This window comes from Pseudomonas sp. NY15374 (genome assembly GCF_048068255.1).
Classification (GTDB): domain Bacteria; phylum Pseudomonadota; class Gammaproteobacteria; order Pseudomonadales; family Pseudomonadaceae; genus Aquipseudomonas; species Aquipseudomonas machongensis.
In genome coordinates, this window is the sequence record NZ_JBLUPZ010000012.1 from 158,396 (window position 1) to 177,168 (window position 18,773).

At 62.9% G+C, this 18,773-nt stretch carries 14 protein-coding genes; 7 read left to right on the forward strand and 7 right to left on the reverse strand.

All coding sequences use genetic code 11. From position 1 onward, the window contains the following. Positions 1-22: 22 nt before the first annotated feature. A complete protein-coding gene (locus tag ACNFHO_RS22925; RefSeq protein WP_063546061.1) occupies positions 23-2,311 on the reverse strand; it encodes a TonB-dependent receptor in 2,289 nt (762 codons plus the stop codon). Positions 2,312-2,557: 246 nt separating this feature from the next. Here ACNFHO_RS22925 and ACNFHO_RS22930 point away from each other — a divergent pair, with 246 nt between their 5' ends. Together ACNFHO_RS22930 and ACNFHO_RS22935 are read left to right on the forward strand one after the other, a co-directional pair. Next, positions 2,558-3,238 (forward strand): Fe2+-dependent dioxygenase, encoded by a 681-nt coding sequence (locus ACNFHO_RS22930; RefSeq protein ID WP_065864131.1) that lies wholly within the window; start codon positions 2,558-2,560, stop codon positions 3,236-3,238. Positions 3,239-3,240: 2 nt separating this feature from the next. After that, entirely contained in the window at positions 3,241-3,990 is a 750-nt protein-coding gene (locus tag ACNFHO_RS22935; protein ID WP_054892563.1) for a tetratricopeptide repeat protein, read from the forward strand. Positions 3,991-4,129: 139 nt separating this feature from the next. Here the strand turns inward: ACNFHO_RS22935 and ACNFHO_RS22940 are convergent, their stop codons facing one another. After that, positions 4,130-5,293 (reverse strand): type III PLP-dependent enzyme, encoded by a 1,164-nt coding sequence (locus tag ACNFHO_RS22940; protein WP_054892564.1) that lies wholly within the window; start codon positions 5,291-5,293, stop codon positions 4,130-4,132. 606 nt (positions 5,294-5,899) lie between these two features. Between ACNFHO_RS22940 and ACNFHO_RS22945 the strand changes: the two genes are divergently transcribed. The 3 genes from ACNFHO_RS22945 to ACNFHO_RS22955 all read left to right on the forward strand — a co-directional run bounded on the left by ACNFHO_RS22945 (position 5,900) and on the right by ACNFHO_RS22955 (position 9,906). After that, a complete protein-coding gene (locus ACNFHO_RS22945) occupies positions 5,900-6,388 on the forward strand; it encodes a sigma-70 family RNA polymerase sigma factor (RefSeq protein ID WP_063546058.1) in 489 nt (162 codons plus the stop codon). Between the two features lie 17 nt (positions 6,389-6,405). Continuing rightward, the gene (locus ACNFHO_RS22950) at positions 6,406-7,368 is read left to right on the forward strand and encodes a FecR family protein (protein WP_416767442.1); all 963 of its coding nucleotides are present in this window, start codon (positions 6,406-6,408) and stop codon (positions 7,366-7,368) included. Between the two features lie 108 nt (positions 7,369-7,476). Beyond that, positions 7,477-9,906 carry a TonB-dependent siderophore receptor gene (locus ACNFHO_RS22955; RefSeq protein ID WP_054892567.1) on the forward strand — a complete coding sequence of 810 codons (2,430 nt, stop codon included), beginning with the start codon at positions 7,477-7,479 and terminating at the stop codon, positions 9,904-9,906. 168 nt (positions 9,907-10,074) lie between these two features. Here the strand turns inward: ACNFHO_RS22955 and ACNFHO_RS22960 are convergent, their stop codons facing one another. The 4 genes from ACNFHO_RS22960 to ACNFHO_RS22975 are packed head-to-tail and all read right to left on the reverse strand — an operon-like array spanning position 10,075 to position 13,517. After that, entirely contained in the window at positions 10,075-11,232 is a 1,158-nt protein-coding gene (locus tag ACNFHO_RS22960; RefSeq protein WP_054892568.1) for a betaine/proline/choline family ABC transporter ATP-binding protein, read from the reverse strand. Beyond that, on the reverse strand, positions 11,229-11,882 hold the full coding sequence (locus ACNFHO_RS22965) for an ABC transporter permease (protein ID WP_054892569.1): 654 nt from the start codon (positions 11,880-11,882) through the stop codon (positions 11,229-11,231). Before ACNFHO_RS22965 ends, ACNFHO_RS22960 begins: the two co-directional genes overlap by 4 nt. Continuing rightward, on the reverse strand, positions 11,879-12,790 hold the full coding sequence (locus tag ACNFHO_RS22970) for a glycine betaine ABC transporter substrate-binding protein (RefSeq protein WP_186710993.1): 912 nt from the start codon (positions 12,788-12,790) through the stop codon (positions 11,879-11,881). Before ACNFHO_RS22970 ends, ACNFHO_RS22965 begins: the two co-directional genes overlap by 4 nt. A gap of 13 nt (positions 12,791-12,803) precedes the next feature. After that, on the reverse strand, positions 12,804-13,517 hold the full coding sequence (locus tag ACNFHO_RS22975; protein WP_054892571.1) for an ABC transporter permease: 714 nt from the start codon (positions 13,515-13,517) through the stop codon (positions 12,804-12,806). A 510-nt stretch (positions 13,518-14,027) separates the two neighbouring features. On the opposite strand from ACNFHO_RS22975, the gene ACNFHO_RS22980 reads away from it, so the two are divergent. Together ACNFHO_RS22980 and ACNFHO_RS22985 are read left to right on the forward strand one after the other, a co-directional pair. Continuing rightward, entirely contained in the window at positions 14,028-15,611 is a 1,584-nt protein-coding gene (locus ACNFHO_RS22980) for a peptide chain release factor 3 (RefSeq protein ID WP_054892572.1), read from the forward strand. Between the two features lie 205 nt (positions 15,612-15,816). Continuing rightward, entirely contained in the window at positions 15,817-18,210 is a 2,394-nt protein-coding gene (locus tag ACNFHO_RS22985; protein WP_200603857.1) for a TonB-dependent siderophore receptor, read from the forward strand. A 60-nt stretch (positions 18,211-18,270) separates the two neighbouring features. Here ACNFHO_RS22985 and ACNFHO_RS22990 read toward each other — a convergent pair whose 3' ends face one another. Beyond that, positions 18,271-18,720, reverse strand: coding sequence for a hypothetical protein (locus ACNFHO_RS22990; protein WP_416767447.1), 450 nt, complete (start codon positions 18,718-18,720; stop codon positions 18,271-18,273). Between the last annotated feature and the right edge of the window lie 53 nt (positions 18,721-18,773).

Below are 18,773 nucleotides of genomic sequence, written 5' to 3' on the forward strand. Positions count from 1 at the left end.
GCAAACTAGCCCAGCCCCATCATCAGAAGTGGACGCTGGTGGTCAGCAGCGCCGTACGCCCGGCCGCCTGGTTGGCGAAGTGGGTGGAGAAGGCCTTGTCGTAGTACACCTCGTTGGTCAGGTTCTGCACGTTCAGTTGCAGATCGACGTTCTTGGTCAGCTTGTACGCTGCCATGGCGTCGTAGCGCACGTAGCTGTCGACCATGGTGGTGTTGGCCACGCTGCCATACACGTCATCCACATAGAAGGCGCCGCCGCCAACGGTCAGCTTCGGTGTGATGGCGTAGGTGGTCCAGAGGCTGGCGCTGTTGTTCGGCGTATTCGGCAGCTGGTTGCCGTCGTTGGCCTTGCCCAGCGGGCCACCGTCGATCTGGCGTGCCTGCATGTAGGTGTAGCCGGCGAACACCTGCCACTTGTCGGTGAGCTTGCCGCTGGCCGACAGCTCGATGCCCTGCACGCGAGTTTCGCCGACGTTCTCGTAGGTGGTGGTGTTCACCTGGACGCGGGCGTTTTCCTTTTCGGTGCGGAACAGCGCAGCGGCCAGGGAGAGGCGCTGGTCAAGCAGGTCCCACTTGGTACCGATCTCGTAGTTGGTGGTTTCTTCAGGCTCCAGGTCGCTGGACAGCAGGTTGCCCGAACGGTCCGGGGTGCCCGGTAGCGGGTTGCCTTCCTGGCCTTCGCCGAGCATCGCGCCTGGTGGCGTGGCTGAGGTGGCGTAGGAAACGTAGATGCTGCCGTTGTCGGCCGGTTTCCACACCAGGCCCAACTGGCCGGTGAGGAACTCGCTCTTGTCGCGGCCCTTGGCCGTGGTGGCGCCGGCTGCGGTGTAGGTCTTGTAGTCGGTGTCGAAGTGGTCGTAGCGCAGGCCCATGTTCAGCAGCCACTGCGGGGTCAGTTCGAGGGTGTCGAAGACGTACAGCGCGCGGGTCTTGCTGTTGGTGGTGGTGCCTGCGTAGTTGCGCGAGATCGCGCCGTTCCACGGGTCGTCCGGGTTGGGGTTGCTCAGCGAGGTGCAGTTGTAACCGCTGGAGACGATCATGCCCGGGGTGCAGTTGGTGCTGGCGTTGCCGGGCGAGGCTGGCGTGGTGTCGGTGTTGACGTTGTAGGAGGACCGTTCGCTTTCTTCGCGGCTCAGTTCGATGCCGGTGGAGAAGCTGTTCTTCAGGCCGCCCAGGTAGAACTCGCCGAACAGGTCGGTCTGGTTGGTGGTAGTGGCGGTATTGCCTACGCGGGTATTGGCGCGGCGCCAGACACTGCCGTTGTTGACGTTGCCCTTGCTGTCGTCCGGCTGGGTGAGGATGTAGTCCTGCATGCTGTTGCCGTGGCGCAGGGTGTTCTTGATGGTCAGCGAGTCCGACAGGTCGTGTTCGACGGCGATGGTGGCGATGTCTACCCGCGACTTGCGGAAGTCGCGGCCGGTCAGACCGTAGAAGTTGTCGTGGTCGCCACCTGCGTAAGGCTTGCTCGGGTTGGCCGAGGTACGGGCGCCGGTGCCGCCGGCCGGTACGGTGTAGGGGATGCCCGAATCCGGCAGGTCGTCGCTTTCCAGGTGGTAGTAGTCGAGGTTGACGCGGGTCGGGGTGCCCAGGCCGAAGGCCAGCGACGGGGCGATGCCCCAGCGGTCGTAATTGACCTTGTCGCGCCCGGCGACGTTGCTCTCGTGGGTCATCAGGTTGAGGCGCCCGGCCACGCTGTCGCTGAACTGGTAGTTGCCATCGAAGGTGTAGCGCTGGGTCTGGTCACTGCCCCAGGTCCAGGCGCCGTCGAGCGAGTTGCCCAGGTGGGCGCGCTTGCTCACCAGGTTGATGGTGCCGCCTGCCGCGCCGCGCCCGCCAATCGCAGAGTTCGGGCCCTTGGCCACTTCCACCGATTCGATGGCGAAGATCTCGCGTGTCTGTGCACCCGTGTCGCGCACGCCGTCCAGGTAGGTATCGCCCTGGGCGTCAAAGCCGCGGATGAAGGGGCGGTCGCCTTGCGGGTTGCCGCCTTCGCCGGCACCGAAGGTGATACCTGGTACGGTACGCAGTGCATCCTGCAGGCTCAGGGCGTTGGTGTCCTTGATCACCTGCTGCGGGATTACCGTGACCGAGCGCGGGGTGTCCACCAGCGGCGCAGTGTATTTCTGCGAGGAGGCTTTCTCGACCTTGTACTCGGTGCTCGCCTGTTCGGCCTTGCCGTTGACGCTGGTGGCGTCGAGCGTCACGGGCTGGGCTGCGGGGTCGGCGGCATAGGCCGAGGTCGCGCTGATGGCGACGCCGATGGCGCAGGTGAGCAGGCGTGGAGAGCTGACAGCGGATGGTACGTGGCGCATGTTGTTTTTGACCTTCCCCAAGGTGTGAAGGCCGCGGATGTTAATGTAAGCAATTGTAAGTAACAATTGAGACTCGTTACCATTCGCAAGAAACTTACAATCTTTACATTTTGCCCTTACGGTTTTTCCGGGTTCATGCGTCTGCGCCCGCCATCTGTATCAAAGGGATTGCCCAAACGGCACTTGCCTGTCGCAAAAGGGAATCAATATCATTGGGGCCTTTGCCCTCTGCCAGGTAACCCGCGCATGCTTCTGCACATCCCCGGCCTGTTTGACGCCGACGAGATTTCCCGCATCCGCCAGGCGCTGGAGCAGGCCGACTGGGCCGATGGCAAGGTCACTGCCGGCTACCAGTCGGCCAAGGCCAAGCACAACCTGCAACTGCCCGAAGGCCACGCCCTGGCCAAGGAGATCGGCAGCGCGCTGATCGACCGGCTATGGCGCAATCCGCTGTTCATGTCGGCGGCGTTGCCGCACAAGGTGTTCCCGCCGCTGGTCAATTGCTACCGCGAGGGTGGCAACTTCGGCTTCCACATCGACAATGCATTGCGCCAGCCCAAGGGCAGCCCCGAGCGGGTGCGCACCGACCTTTCGTCCACGCTGTTTCTCAGTGAGCCGGACAGCTACGACGGCGGCGAACTGGTGATCCAGGACACCTACGGTGTGCAGCAGGTCAAGCTGGCGGCAGGCGACATGGTGCTGTATCCAGGCACCAGCCTGCACAAGGTCAACCCGGTGACCCGTGGCGAGCGTTACGCGGCGTTCTTCTGGACCCAGAGCCTGGTGCGCGACGATGGCCAGCGCACGCTGCTGTTCGAGATGGACAACGCCATACGCCAGCTCGGTGCCGATGTGCCCGATCATCCGTCGCTGCTGCAACTGACCGGCACCTACCACAACCTGTTGCGTCGCTGGGCGGAGGTTTGAGCATGTCGTATCAGTTGCGGCGCGAGGATGTGATCGATGTCGCCGAGCTAAAGGCCATGCTCGAGCACAGCCCTGGCAAGGCCGCCCAGGCGATTCTTGCCGCAGCGGGGCAAGGTGTGGTCGAGGCGCAGGCATTGCTTGGGCAGATCCTGCTCGACGGGCACGGTATCGAACAGGATGAACGCTTGGCGCGGCATTGGTTCGCCATTGCCGCGCAGGCTGGCAATGCCATGGCCTTCAACATGCTGGGGCGTTGCCTGGAGCACGGCTGGGGTGGGGAGATCGACCTGACCCAGGCGGCCATCCATTACGCACAGGCCGCCGATGCCGACTCCGAGTGGGGCCTCTACAATCTGGGCAACCTGCTGGCGACCGGACGTGGGGTGCCGGTGAACCAGGCGCAGGCGCTGTTCTGCTACGAGAAGGCGGCGCACATGGGACATGCCAAGTCGATGAACCTGTACGGACGTTACCTGGAGCAGGGCATCGCCACGACCGCGAGCCCGGTGCGGGCGGTGCGCTGGTATCGGCGTTCGGCCGAGGCGGGGGATTTTCGCGGAATGTTCAGTTTGGCGCTGGTGCTGGTGGAGCGAGGTGAGGTCGCCGAGGCTGCGCCATGGTTCGAGCGGGCGCGAGGGGAGGGCAACCTGAGCTTTCTGCGCAGTGCATTGGTGACGTTACAGAACGCAGGGCCGGTGCTGATGAGCTTTGCCGCGCGCTATGCCGAGGAACTGGAGCGGCGCGAAGAATGATGTCGCCTGTACTGGCCTCTTCGTGGGTAAACCCGCTCCCACAGGGACCGCGCCACATTGAAATCTGGCGCTGTACCCGCGAAGGGGCCAGTGCAGGACGCCACAAACGAGAACGGGGCCTTGCGGCCCCGTTCGGGTATTACAGGTAGAACGCCTTCAGCGGCGGGAAACCGTTGAACTCCACCGCGCTGTAGCTGGTGGTGTAGGCGCCGGTCGACAGCCAGTACAGGCGGTCGCCAATGGCCAGGTTCAGCGGCAGGCCGTACTTGTAGTTCTCGTACATGATATCGGCGCTGTCGCAGGTCGGGCCGGCGATCACCACTTCTTCGGCTTCACCTTTCTTCTCGGTCCAGATCGGGAACTTGATGGCTTCGTCCATGGTTTCGATCAGGCCGGAGAACTTGCCCACGTCGGTGTAGATCCAGCGCTCGACCGCGGTGCGCGACTTGCGCGCCACCAACACCACTTCGCTGACCAGGATACCGGCGTTGGCGATCAGCGAACGGCCCGGCTCCAGGATGATTTCCGGGAGGTCGTCACCGAAGTCTTCCTTGAGGAAGCGGATGATCTCTTCGGCGTAGGTTTCCAGGCTGTTGGTGCGGGTGATGTAGTTGGCCGGGAAGCCGCCGCCCATGTTGATCAGCTTCAGCTCGATGCCGTCTTCTTCCTTCAGGCGCTCGAAGATCACCTTGACCTTGGCGATGGCCGCGTCCCAGACGCTGATGTCGCGCTGTTGGGAACCGACGTGGAAGGAGATGCCGTAGGGCACCAGGCCCAGGTCTCGGGCCAGGATAAGAAGGTCCATGGCCATGTCGGTCTGGCAACCGAATTTACGCGACAGCGGCCAGTCGGCAGTGGTCGAGCCTTCGGTGAGGATACGCACGTACACTTTCGAGCCCGGCGCGGCCTTGGCGATGTTGCGCAGGTCGGCTTCGGAGTCGGTGGCGTAGAGACGCACGCCCTTCTCGTAGAAGTAGCGAATGTCCTTGGACTTCTTGATGGTGTTGCCGTAGCTGATGCGGTCGGCGCTGACACCACGGCCCAGCACCTTGTCCAGCTCGTAGATCGAGGCGATGTCGAAGCTCGAGCCTTTATCCTTGAGCAGGTCGATGATCTCGACCGCCGGGTTGGCCTTGACTGCGTAGTAGACCTTGGCGAATTCGAAGCCCGCGCGCAGGTCGTCGTAGGCCTGGCTGATCATCTGGGTGTCGATGAGTACGAACGGGGTTTCCTGCTTGTCGGCGAACGCCTTCATTTTCTGGAAGGTATCGCGCGCGAAATAGTCTTCGACCTGGATCGACATGCTTAGGGACTCCATGGGCAAACTGAAAAGATAAGTGGCTGCAAACTGAACGTCCTCCGTATCCCCACTTTGGTTCGCCTACTTCCCAAGGCATGTCGCCGAAAGCAAAAAGGTCGCTGTAAAAAGCGGCGGCCTTGCTGTCTCGTCGTCAGTACTTGAGCCGGATGGATCGTTTCCAGCATGGACGTTCGGCGCGCACTTTAGGGCGTGAGGAATGCAGAATCAACCCGCAATCCCGGCGTGTTCCGGTGCAATCGACGAGCAGCCATTTGAATAACCGACTCGTGTGACCGGCAGATGTTCCCCAGGCCAATTCCAGCGTAAAGAATTGTGGAATGGAGCATGTCGGCCCGTTCGCCAGCGAACCCGTTTTCATAGGCGTCACGGTGTTTGAGCGACGCCGTGCTCGTTCGCGAAAAGCATTTGGGTGTTCATATTTATGGCCACGCAGAGCGGGTACATCCGTGCCGGAATCCATCGATAAATTTTTTGTTACCAAGGCAAAAAAATGCCCTCGGTCGAACAGGCACACGCCGATTTGCCGCTTTTAATAAGAAGTATTACTATTTGCGACTTCTTGTCCCCGCCTCCCTGACGAGCCAGACCGTGTCCGGACACAAAGGCTTTCTCGACCACTATCACGAGCTGATCGGCACCTGGACGCGCAAGTTGCGCAGTCGTCAGCAGGCCGAGGATCTCGCCCACGATGCCTTCGTCCGCGTGCTGGAAAATCCGCGCGAGCAGGTCGAGCAGCCGCGCGCCTATCTGCACCAGACCGCGCGCAATATTGCGGTGGATGGTTTCCGTCGCGAAGACCGCCGTCAGGCCCTGGAAATTGAACTGTTCGATGAAGGCACCGGCCATGGCGGCGACCCGGAAGCCTATATGCACGCGCTGGAGTTGGCCGACACGGTCGAGCGAGCGCTGGCGCAACTGCCGGTCAACTGTCGGCGGGTGTTCATCTGGCAGAAGCTCGAAGGCTTGACCCAGGCCGAGATCGCCGAGCGCATGGGTTTGACCAAGAACATGGTCGAAAAGTATATGATTCGCACGCTCCGACATCTGCGTGAGCACCTGGACGTGACTACCAGATGAGTCAGGAGACCCTTTCGATGAATCAGCAAGGCGCCGACAACCCGCGCGAACAGGCCGCCGCCTGGTTTGTTCGCATGCAGGACGCGCCCGATGACAGCGCCCTGCGCGAGCGTCTGCAGCATTGGCTGGACGAGCGCCCCGAGCACCGGCAGGAATACGAACTGCTCGGCAGGTTGTGGTGTGCAGCCGATTTCATCCCTCCCGAGCGCCTCGAAGCCTTGTGCGAACCAGAGCCGGTGCGCCAACTGCCGCGCAGGCGCCTGCTGCGCCAGGCCCTGGCCGCGGGGGTGGCGCTGGCTGCGCTTGGCCTGGGTTTGGGCGGCTGGCAGTACCAGCAAATGAACCACCACGACGTGCTCGCCACGCAGGCGGGCGAGCGGCGCCTGTTCGAGCTCCCGGACGGCTCGCGCCTGGAGCTCAACAGTGCCACGCGCATCGACGTTGCGTTCAGCGCCGGGCGCCGGCAACTGCGGCTGCTGGCCGGCGAGGCGATGTTCAGCGTCGCCCACGACAGCGGCCGACCGTTCGTGGTCGATACCGCGCAAGGCAGCGTCACCGTCACCGGTACCCGTTTCGACGTGCGTCAGGACAACGGCCTGACCCGGGTTGCCGTCGAGCAGGGCTCGGTGAAGGTCGAGGGCGCGGCGGGCTCGCTGGCACAGTTGGGGGCAGGGCAGGGCGCGCATATCGACCACCAGGGCAAGGTCGCCGCGCCCTACACGATCAACGCCGCCACGCTCACCGCCTGGCGCCAGGGCAAGCTGGTGTTCGATAACGCCACCCTTGCCGAAGTGGTCAGTGAAGTCTCGCGCTACCGCAGCCATCCTCTGTATGTCGCACCGGGCAAGGTTGCCAACCTGCGCCTTTCCAGCACCTTCAGCACCGACGATCCGGATGCGCTGCTGCGGGCCCTGCCGAACATCCTGCCGGTGGCCGTGAAAACCCACTCCGACGGCTCCAGCGAAATAATCGCGAAATAAATTCAGGTTTTTTTCGCCTCGTTCGTCTTCCCCGCCAGCTGCAACTGCCAAGCATTTACATTTGCATGCGGTTGGCATTCATCCCGACTTTCAGGACTGATCGAAGACGTGAACAACAACAAGCCCCTGCTTCATCTGCGCCGCCTGGCGCTGGCGCTGGCGGTCAGCGCCGCTGCCACCCACGGTTATGCCGCCCAGGCCCCGGCCGCCATCCAGATCCAGGCCCAACCGCTGGCCCAGGCCTTGGCCCAGCTTGGCCAGCAGACCAACCTGCAACTGTTCTTCAGCCCGGACCTGGTGGCCGGCAAACAGGCGCCGGCGGTGTCCGGTAACCTGGCCCCCGAGCAGGCGCTGCAACAGTTGCTGCAAGGCAGCGGGCTGACCTACGAGATGTCCCAGGACACCGTGGTGGTCAAGCCGGTGCAGAGCGCTGGCACCTTGACCACCGGTAGCCTGGAACTGGCGCCTACGGATGTGAAGGTAGTGGGTGACTGGTTGGGCGATGCCGACCAGACCGTGGTGCAGAACCACCCCGGCGCGCGTACCGTGGTGCGCCGCCAGGAAATGGTCGAGCAGGGCACCATGAACGTGCGCGACGCGCTGCGCGGCATCCCAGGCGTGCAGGTACAGGACTCCAACGGCACCGGCGGCAGTGATCTGTCGCTCAACGTCGGGGTGCGCGGCCTGACCTCGCGCCTGTCGCCACGCTCGACCGTGCTGATCGACGGCGTGCCGGCGGCCTTTGCTCCTTATGGCCAGCCGCAGTTGTCGATGGCGCCGATCTCCTCGGGCAACCTCGACAGCATCGACGTGGTCCGCGGTGCAGGCTCGGTGCGTTATGGCCCGCAGAACGTCGGCGGGGTCATCAACTTCGTCACCCGGGCGATCCCGGAAAAAGCCACGGCCGAGCTGGGCACCACCCTGGAAACCTCCAGGTACGGTGGCTGGAAACACACAGAGTCGGCCTTCGTCGGCGGTACTGCCGACAACGGCATCGGCGTCGCGTTGCTGTACTCCGGCGTCAACGGTAACGGCTACCGCCGCAGCAACAACGACAACGACATCGATGACGTGCTGCTCAAGACCCACTGGGCACCCACCGACAGCGACGAGTTCTGGCTCAACTTCCACTACTATGACGGCCGCGCCGACATGCCCGGTGGCCTGACCCAGGCGCAATTCGACCGCGATCCGTACCAGTCGGTACGCGACTACGACTACTTCAGCGGCCGTCGCAAGGACGTCTCGTTCAAGTGGCAGCGCCAGCTCGACGAAGCCACTCAGTTCGAAGTGCTGACCTACTACACCGACAGCTTCCGCGGCAGCGCCATTGCCGCCCGCGACCAGCGCACCCTGTCGTCGTTCCCGCGTAACTACACCACCTTCGGTATCGAGCCACGCGTGTCGCGGGTCTTCTTCACCGGGCCTGTGACCCAGGAAGTGAGCGTTGGCTATCGCTACCTGAAGGAAACCATGCGCGAGCAGGCATCGCGCCTGGCGCTGATCGACAACGTGCCGACCGTCACCCCGACTTCCGATGGCCACGTCTACCAGGACCGTACCGGTGGTACCGAGGCCAGTGCCTACTACATCGATGACAAGATCGACGTCGGCAACTGGACCATCACCCCGGGCATCCGCTTCGAGCACATCAACACTGACTGGCGCGACCGTCCGGTGCTGGACACCAACAACCGCCCGGTGCCGGAGAAGAACCGCAGCATCACCAGCAACGAGCCGCTGCCGGCCCTGAGCGTGATGTACCACATGTCCGAGGCGTGGAAATTGTTCGCCAATTACGAGACCTCGTTCGGTAGCCTGCAGTACTTCCAGCTGGGCCAGGGCGGCTCGGGTGACAACACCGCCAACGGCCTGGAGCCGGAGAAAGCCAAGACCTACGAGATCGGTACCCGCTATGACGACGGCCACTTCGCTGGCGAGCTGACTGCGTTCTACATCGACTTCGACGACGAACTGCAGTACATCAGCAACGACGTGGGCTGGACCAACCTGGGCGCGACCAAGCACCAGGGTATCGAGGCATCGGTGCGCTATGACCTGGCCGGCCTGGATCCGCGACTGGACGGCCTGTCGGCCAACGCCGGCTTCACCTACACCCGTGCTACCTATGAAGGTGAGATCCCTGGCTTCAAGGGCCGCGACCTGCCGTTCTACTCGCGCCAGGTGGCCACGGCCGGGCTGCGTTACCAGATCAACCGCTGGACCTGGAACCTGGATGCCTATGCCCAATCCAAGCAGCGCGCACCGGGCACCGGGGTCAATGCCGACGGCAGCTTCACCGGCAACTACATCACCCAGCCGAGCGCCGATGGACAGTACGGCAACATTCCGGGCTATGTGACCTGGCATGCGCGTGGTGGCTATGACTTCGGCCCGCAGCTGTCGAACCTGAAGCTGGCGGCGGGGGTGAAGAACATCTTCGACAAGCAGTACTACACCCGTTCCAGCGACAACAACGCCGGGTTGTACGTGGGTGAGCCGCGCACTTTCTATGTGCAGGCCAGTGTAGGGTTCTGATACCGAGTCGCCCCATTCGCGGGCAAGCCCGCTCCCACAGGTCCTATGCAAGCCCTGAGGCTGGCGCTGTACCTGTGGGAGCGGGCTTGCCCGCGAATAGGCCCGTCCAAGCACTACCTATCCAGGATTTGATTCGACATTGCCGGGGCGCAAAGCGCCCCCAGCAATTTAAAGGGCTACCGTCTCGGCAGGCGACACGATGCTGGTCTTGGCCCCGCGCGAGCGCCCGGAACTCAGGTAGGCCGCAATGGACTCCTGGGTCACCTCGCCAAGAAATACCTGCTCGGCATCCAGCACCGGCAACCAGGCCCGATTGAACTCGTACATGCGCGACAACAGGATGCGCAGGTGCTCGTCATGGGATGCGGTGGCATTGAACGATCGCAGGAAGTCCCCACAGGTGCCTTGCTGGCGGTGCATGTCGCGCCGGCGCACATACCCCATCGCCTTGTTCGCCGCATCGGTGACCACCACGTAGCGGCGGTCGTGCTCGTCGAGCAACTCCAGTGCCTCGCTCACCGGGGTCTCGGGGCTGACCGACGGCGCGTTGTCCGCGGCATCCTCTGCGCGCACCAGCAGCAGGCGCTTGAGGGTGCTGTCCTGGCCGACGAAGTTGCTGACGAAGTCGTCCACCGGATGCGCCAGCAGCGTGTCCGGGTGGTCCAGTTGCAGCAGCTTGCCTGCGCGGAAGATGGCGATCTTGTCGCCCAGCTTGATGGCCTCGTCGATGTCGTGGCTGACCATGATCACGGTCTTGTTCAGCGCCCGCTGCATCTCGAAGAACTCGTTCTGGATCATCTCGCGGTTGATCGGGTCGACCGCACCGAACGGCTCGTCCATTAGCAGCACCGGGGCCTCGGCCGCCAGCGCGCGGATCACGCCGATGCGCTGCTGCTGGCCACCCGACAGTTCGCGCGGGTAGCGCTGCAGGTACTGCTTGGGTTCGAGCTTGATCATGCTCATCAGCTCGCGGGCGCGGTCATGGCAGCGCTGCTTGTCCCAGCCGAGCAGGCGCGGCACCACGGTGATGTTTTCCTCGATGGTCATGTTGGGGAACAGACCGATCTGCTGGATCACGTAGCCTATGTGCCGGCGCAGGGTCACTTCGTCGAGGCCGGTGGTGTCTTCGCCATTGATGAACACCTGGCCGGAGGTCGGGGTGATCAGGCGGTTGATCATCTTCAGCGTGGTGCTCTTGCCGCAGCCGGAAGGGCCGAGGAACACGCAGATTTCGCCTTCGTTGACGGTGAGGCTGACCGAGTCGACGGCTTTGACGTCCTTGCCGTTGACGTTGAAGGTCTTGCTGAGGTTCTTGAGTTCGATCATGAGCGCAGTCCTTCTGGAGTCAGGGCACGTTGCAGGGTTTGCAGGAGCAGGTCGGCGATGATCGCCAGCAGGCTGACCAGTACGGCGCCGACCAGCAGCATCGACATGTCGCTGCGGCTGATGGAGGTGAGAATGAGCACACCCAGGCCACCGGCACCGATGGTCGCGGCGATGGTCATCACGCCGATGTTCATCACCACGGCGGTGCGCACGCCGGCGAGGATCACAGGTACGGCGATGGGCAGCTCGACCATGCGCAGGCGCTGGCCGAAGGTCATGCCGATGCCGCGTGCCGCTTCGCGGATGCCAGGCTCGACGTTGGTCAGGGCCAGGTAGGTGTTGCGCAGGATCGGCAGCAGCGAATAAAGGAACACCGCCGTGATCGCCGGCAGCGGGCCGAGGCCCTGGCCGAACTTGCTGTAGAACGGCAGCAGCAGGCCGAACAGGGCAATCGACGGGATGGTCAGCAATACCGTGGCGCTGGCTTGCAGCGGGCCGGCCAGTACCGGGAAGCGGGTCATCAGGATGCCCAGCGGCACGCCGATGACGATGGCCAGGCTGACGGCGATGCCGACCAGCATGATGTGTTGTCCGGTCAGTTGCAGGACCAGGGCCCAGTCGAGATGGGCGAAGGTATCGATCAGGTTCATCGCGCGACCTCGCTGAAGGCATGTTCACGCAGGAAAGCGGCCGCCACGCTGGACGGGCTCTGGTGCTCGACATCGACCTTGGCGTTGAGCTGGCGCATGGTCTCGTCGTCGAGCGTCTCGGCCAGCGGCTTGAGCAGGTCGGCCAGTTGTGGATGGGCGTCGAGCACGGCCTTGCGCACCACCGGCGCGGCGGTGTAGTCGGGGAAGTAGTGCTTGTCGTCGTCCAGCAGCTTGAGGTCGAAGGCGCTGAGGCGGCCGTCGGTGGTGTAGACCAGGCCGGCGAACACTTGGTTGTTGCGCAGGGCGGTGTAGACCAGGCCCGCATCCATCTGGCGGATGTTGGCGCGCCCCAGTTGCATGCCGTACATCGCCTGCAGGCCATCGAGACCGTCGGGGCGATTGGCGAACTCGGTGTCCAGCGCCACCAGGTGCTTGCGCGCCTGTTCGTCCTGCAGTACCTGGTTCAGCTGGCTGATGCTGGTGACCTGCGGGTAGGCTTCGGCGACCTTGCGTGGCAGGGCCAGGGCATAGGTGTTGCTGAACTTGGAGGGGGTCAGCCAGATCAGGTCCTTCTTCGCATCCAGGGCCTTGACCTTGTTGTAGGTCGCTTCGGCGCTGGGCATGCGTTCCTCGATGTGGTTGTAGGAGACCAGCGATACTCCGGTGTACTCCCACATCAGGTCGAGCTGTCCGGTTTCGTGGGCCTGGCGCGCCAGGCTGCTGCCCAACCCGCCGGTGACACGGACCTGGAAGCCGTTGGCACGCAGGTACTGGGCAGTGATTTCGGCGAGCACGGTCTGCTCGGTGAACACCCGCGCGCCGATGCGCACCAGGGGTTTTTCTGCAGCTTGGGCAAAACCTGCGCATAGCAGTGCCGCGCCCAGCAGCAAGGCGATTGTCTTTTTCATGGGTTCCCTCTTGTTATCCGGCCAGGCCGCGTTCCAGCCAGCGCTTGCTGGAGAAGCTCACCAGGGCATCCAGTACCAGGGCCAGGAGCGCCGTGCAGGCGGCGCCCAGCAGCAGCTGTGGCTGGTTGTTCAGGGCGATGCCGGGGAAGATCAGGCTGCCAAGGCTGTTGGCGCCGATCAGAAACGCCAGTGGTGCGGTGCCCACATTCAACGCCAGGGCCACGCGCACGCCGCCGACGATGATCGGCACGGCGTTGGGCAGCTCCACCTGCCAGAGTTGCTGGCGCGGGGTCATGCCGATGCCGGTGGCGGCTTCCTTGAGCGAGGCGGGGACGTTTTTCAGGCCCTCGTAGGTGTTGCGCACGATGGGCAGCAGGGAGGCGAGAAACAACGCGAAGATCGCAGGACCTGCGCCGATGCCCAGAATGCTCAGGGCAATGGCCAGAACGGCCAGGGGGGGAATGGTGTTGCCAACGTTGAAGAACTGCATGAAGCGCTCGGCTTTGTCGACCCGGTGCGGTCGACTGAGCGCAATGCCGGCGGGGATGCCCACGGCCAGCGCCGCCGCCATCGAAGCCAACACCAGTACCAGGTGCGCTTGCAGGTAGAACCCAAGATCGTCGCGGTAACGCGCGATCGTGTCAGTGCCGATCCAGTGGATCAGCAGGGCCAGGATGACGAGCACGCAGGCCCATCCCATCAGCCCTTTTCCGTAGCGTTTCGCCACAGGTGGACTCCTTATGTCGTCGGCGGACACACTTCTTCGTAGCCGGCCCGTGCGGGAGGCGGGTGGTGTGTTCGCGAGTAGCAGCGTGACGCCTGCGAGGCAGTGCGTTCATGCCATGAGTCGAGCCCCGTCAGGCTCGTGAATGCTGGTGAAACCAGCCCTGAACCGAAACGGGTTGCAGGGGAGTGGACGTCTCCGAGGGCGTAAAGGTTCCCATCTGAGGCGGCATTTGGCCAGTGTTAATCACTGGCTAAGCAGGATAAAGGCGCGTGAAAAATGCGATTTGTCGCCCTGCAGGCGTTGAAAACACTAAGGTGGAGGGCTTTTGGGCGATGCCACGAATTTATAGTGACTGGGCAGGCCTCTTCGCAGGGCATCGCCAATTGGTAGGCGCGGGCGTGCCACGCGAAGAGGCCGGTTCTGCAATCACCCGTGCAGCCGGCTTTGGTCCAAGCCCGAGTTCAGGTATGATATCGCCCCATTTTTCGATCCCCAGTCAGGCGATTTCCCATGACCAACCAGGCCGCCGAAGTCGCGAAGCGCCGCACTTTCGCAATCATTTCCCACCCCGACGCCGGTAAGACCACCATCACCGAGAAGCTCCTGCTGATGGGCAAGGCAATCTCCGTCGCGGGGACCGTGAAGTCGCGCAAGTCCGACCGCCATGCCACCTCCGACTGGATGGAAATGGAGAAGCAGCGTGGCATCTCCATCACCACCTCGGTGATGCAGTTCCCGTACCGCGAGCACATGATCAACCTGCTCGACACCCCCGGCCACGAAGACTTCTCCGAAGATACCTACCGCACCCTGACCGCCGTGGACTCGGCGCTGATGGTGCTGGACGGCGGTAAGGGTGTAGAGCCGCGTACCATCGCCCTGATGGACGTGTGCCGCCTGCGCGACACGCCCATCGTCAGCTTCATCAACAAACTCGACCGTGACATCCGCGACCCGATCGAACTGCTCGACGAAATCGAAGCGGTACTGAAGATCAAGGCCGCGCCGATCACCTGGCCGATCGGTTGCTACCGCGACTTCAAGGGCGTGTATCACCTCACCGGTGACTACATCATCGTCTACACCCCGGGCCACGGCCACGAGCGCACTGAAGCCAAGATCATCCAGAAGCTGGATTCCGATGAGGCCCGCGCCCATCTGGGCGACCAGTACGATGGCTTCGTCGAGCAACTGGAGCTGGTGCAGGGCGCCTGCCACGAGTTCAACCAGGACGAGTTCATCAACGGCCAGCTCACGCCTGTGTTCTTCGGGACCGCTCTGGGCAACTTCGGTGTCGACCATGTGCTCGATGCCGTCGTCGACTGGGCACCGCGCCCGCTGGCACGCGTGGCGCACGAGCGCACGGTGGAACCGGTGGAGGAGAAGTTCACCGGTTTCGTGTTCAAGATCCAGGCGAACATGGACCCCAAGCACCGCGACCGTATCGCCTTCATGCGTATCTGCTCGGGCAAGTACGAGAAGGGCATGAAGATGCGCCATGTGCGCCTGGGCAAGGACCTGCGCATCGGCGATGCGCTGACCTTCTTCTCTTCCGAGCGTGAACAGCTCGAAGAGGCATATGCCGGCGACATCATCGGCCTGCACAACCACGGCACGATCCAGATCGGCGACACCTTCAGCGAAGGCGAAGCGCTGGGCTTCACCGGTATCCCGCACTTCGCCCCGGAACTGTTCCGTCGTGTGCGCCTGAAGGACCCGCTGAAATCCAAGCAGCTGCGCCAGGGTCTGCAGCAGCTGGCCGAGGAGGGCGCGACCCAGGTGTTCTTCCCCGAGCGCAGCAACGACATCATCCTCGGTGCGGTCGGTGTGCTGCAGTTCGATGTGGTCGCCAGCCGCCTGAAGGAAGAGTACAAGGTCGAGTGTGCCTACGAGCCGATCACCGTCTGGTCGGCACGCTGGATTGCCTGCGACGACAAGAAGAAACTCGAGGAATTCCAGAACAAGGCCATGGAGAACCTCGCCATTGATGGCGGTGGCCACCTGACCTATCTGGCACCGACCCGGGTCAACCTGTCGCTGATGGAAGAGCGCTGGCCTGACGTGCAGTTCCGCGCGACCCGCGAACACCACTGATCCCCTGCAGAATTGCGGCACAAGGCCGCTTCCGGGTAATGCGCCGATGGGCGCGTGATACCCGGAAGCGGCCTTTTGCCGTTATCGGGGGTGGTGTGCGCAATTTTTTTTCACGGGGGGGTGAGGTAACCCGGCGCGGCATCCGTGTAGTGAGTGAAAGTGCGATTCATTCGCAATAAATCCGGTCTCTCACAGGTCAGCGTCCATGAAGTTCACCCCGCGTTGCGTCCCTCTCTGGTTTGGTCTCTGCGCCCTGTCCGCAGTGGCGCTGACACCCCTGGCTCGCGCCGCCGAGCAGGTTCAGGTGTATACCTTCGCCCAGCCCGGCCAACCACTGGCCCAGGCCCTCAACGCCTTCAGCCGTACTACCGGGCAAAGCGTGGTGTACACCTTCGAGCTCCCCAGCCAGCAGGCGCCGGCGCTCAACGGCTCGTTCAGCGCCGAGCAGGCCTTGCAGCAACTGCTTGGCCAATCCGGGCTGGCCTGGCGCCGCGTCGATGCGCGCACCCTGACCCTGGAACCTCTCGACACGTCCGGCGCCTTGAACCTGCAAGCCACCACCGTGACCTCGCAGATGGACAGCTTCAGCTACCAGCCACCGGCCAGCCCCTCGATCATGCGCGGCCAGGGGACGAACCTGGAAACGCCCCACGCCATCAACGTGGTTCCGGCCCAGGTGTTGCGCGACCAGGCGCCGCGCAACCTCGATGATGCCCTGGCCAACGTCAGCGGTATCACCCAGGGCAACAACTTTGGCGGCACCTCCGACACGGTGATGAAGCGCGGCTTTGGCGACAACCGCGACGGTTCGATCATGCGCGACGGCATGCCGATCGTGCAGGGGCGCAGCCTCAACGCCACCACCGAACGCGTTGAAGTGCTCAAGGGGCCGGCGTCGCTGCTGTACGGTATCCAGGATCCAGGCGGGGTCATCAACGTGGTCAGCAAGCGTCCGCAGCTCGAGCAATACAACGCCCTGACCCTGCGCGGCTCGACCTACGGCAGCGGCAAGAATGGCAGCGGTGGCAGTTTCGACAGCACCGGTGCACTGGGCGACAGCAACCTGGCGTATCGCTTGATCGTCGATCATGAAGATGAAGACTACTGGCGCAACTACGGCGTGCACCGCGAGTCGCTGGTGGCGCCGTCGCTGGCCTGGTTTGGCGAGGACACCCAGGTGCTGCTGGCCTATGAGCACCGCGAGTTCCTGTATCCGTTCGACCGTGGCACGGCGATCAGCAACCGCACCAATCACCCGCTGGATATCCCGGCCACTCGCCGCCTGGACGAGCCGTTCAACGACATGGAAGGCCGCTCGGACCTGTATCGGCTTGAAGTCGATCACCAGTTGGCGGACGACTGGAAACTGCACTTCGGCTACAGCTTCAACCGTGAAACCTACGACGCCAGCCAGGTACGGGTGACCGGCGTCAACGATGCCCGTGGCACCCTGACCCGCAGCATCGACGGCACCCACGGCGCCATGAGCCGCGACCAGTTCGCCACCCTGAGCCTGAACGGCAATGTGCAACTGGGCGGGATGCAACATGACCTGCTGCTGGGCTTCGACCATGAAGACCGCAAGGTCTACCGCGCCGACCTGATCCGCCAGGCCAGCCGCTCGACCTTCAGCTACCTCAACCCGGTCTATGGCCAGGAGCCTGAAGGCAGCACCGTGCGTGCCAGCGACAGCGACCAGACCGACAAGCTGCGCACCGACTCGCTGTTCTTCCAGGACGCCGTGCACCTGGACGAGCACTGGATCGCCGTGGCCGGTGTGCGCCTGCAACAGTACGACCAGCTCGCCGGTCGCGGCCGACCGTTCACCACCAACACCGACACCAGCGACCGCGCCTGGACCCCGCATGCCGGGCTGGTCTACAAGGTCGACGAGCAACTGTCGTTCTATGGCAGCTACAGCGAGTCGTTCAAGCCCAACTCCAGCATCGCCCCGCTGAGCGGCGGGCTGGTGCTCGATTCCTCCATCGCCCCGGAGGAGGGCAAGGCCTGGGAACTGGGGGCCAAGCTCGACATTCCCGGGCAGATCACCGGCACCCTGGCGCTGTTCGACATCACCAAGCGCAATGTCCTGGTGGCCAACTTCGACACCCGCACCGGCGAAACCCTGTACAGCAATGCTGGCGAAGTCAGCTCGCGTGGCGTCGAACTGGACCTGAGCGGCCAGCTCAGCGAACGCTGGAGCCTGATCGGCAGCTATGCCTTCACCGACGCCGAAGTGACCAAGGACCCGGCCCTCAAGGGTAATCGCCTGCAGAACGTGGCGCGCCATACCGGCTCGCTGTCGGCGGTGTACGACTACGGCAGCCTGTTCGGTGGTGATCGTCTACGTTTGGGAGCCGGTGCGCGTTATGTCGGTGAGCGGGCAGGTAACCCGACCAACGATTTCGACCTGCCGGCCTACACCGTGGCCGACGCCTTCGCCAGCTACGAGACCAAGCTGGATGCGCACAAGGTGCGTTTGCAGTTGAACGTGAAGAACCTGTTCGACAAGGTGTACTACAGCTCGGCGGTGAACCGGTACTTCGTGGCTATTGGCGACGCACGGCAGGTGAGTGTATCGAGTACGTTGGAGTTCTGAGGCAGGTCAGCAGCACTCTACTTCAATGGCGAACTAGAGTGCTTTCAATATACTCAGTCATCAACGTGGTTCACGCGGGTAAGGGAAGTTGAAATACCCTTTTCTGAGGATGAACCCGTCTGCCGTTCCAGAGAAGCTGACGATGCACCTTCCGTCGATGTTGTTCAGATCGACAACACCTTTTATTGAACGGAGGGCGGTTCCTCCCAGGATGATTCCGGGGATGATGCCGACTTTCCCGCCTTGATGTTCATCCAGGGTGACAAAAGGGTAACTCCCATCTTTGGAACCATTGGGAACATTCAGAACGACCCGGTCAAGCGAGAGGGCCATACGCGCTATGATCTGAGTGAAGCCTGCGAAGAACTCATAATCAATCTTGGCATTCGAGGTCTCGGAGGTATGTTCGCTCTCGAAGCCATACCACCTCAGATTAAAGTAAGGTTCCTGCGATGTATCCGGCGCAGATGAACCATAAGATTTGTCGGGTAGTTCTGTGATTTTTTCCATTGTTTTCTCCTGGGCGATAGATTCAGTGAAGGGCGATAGGTGCCTGCTGAAAC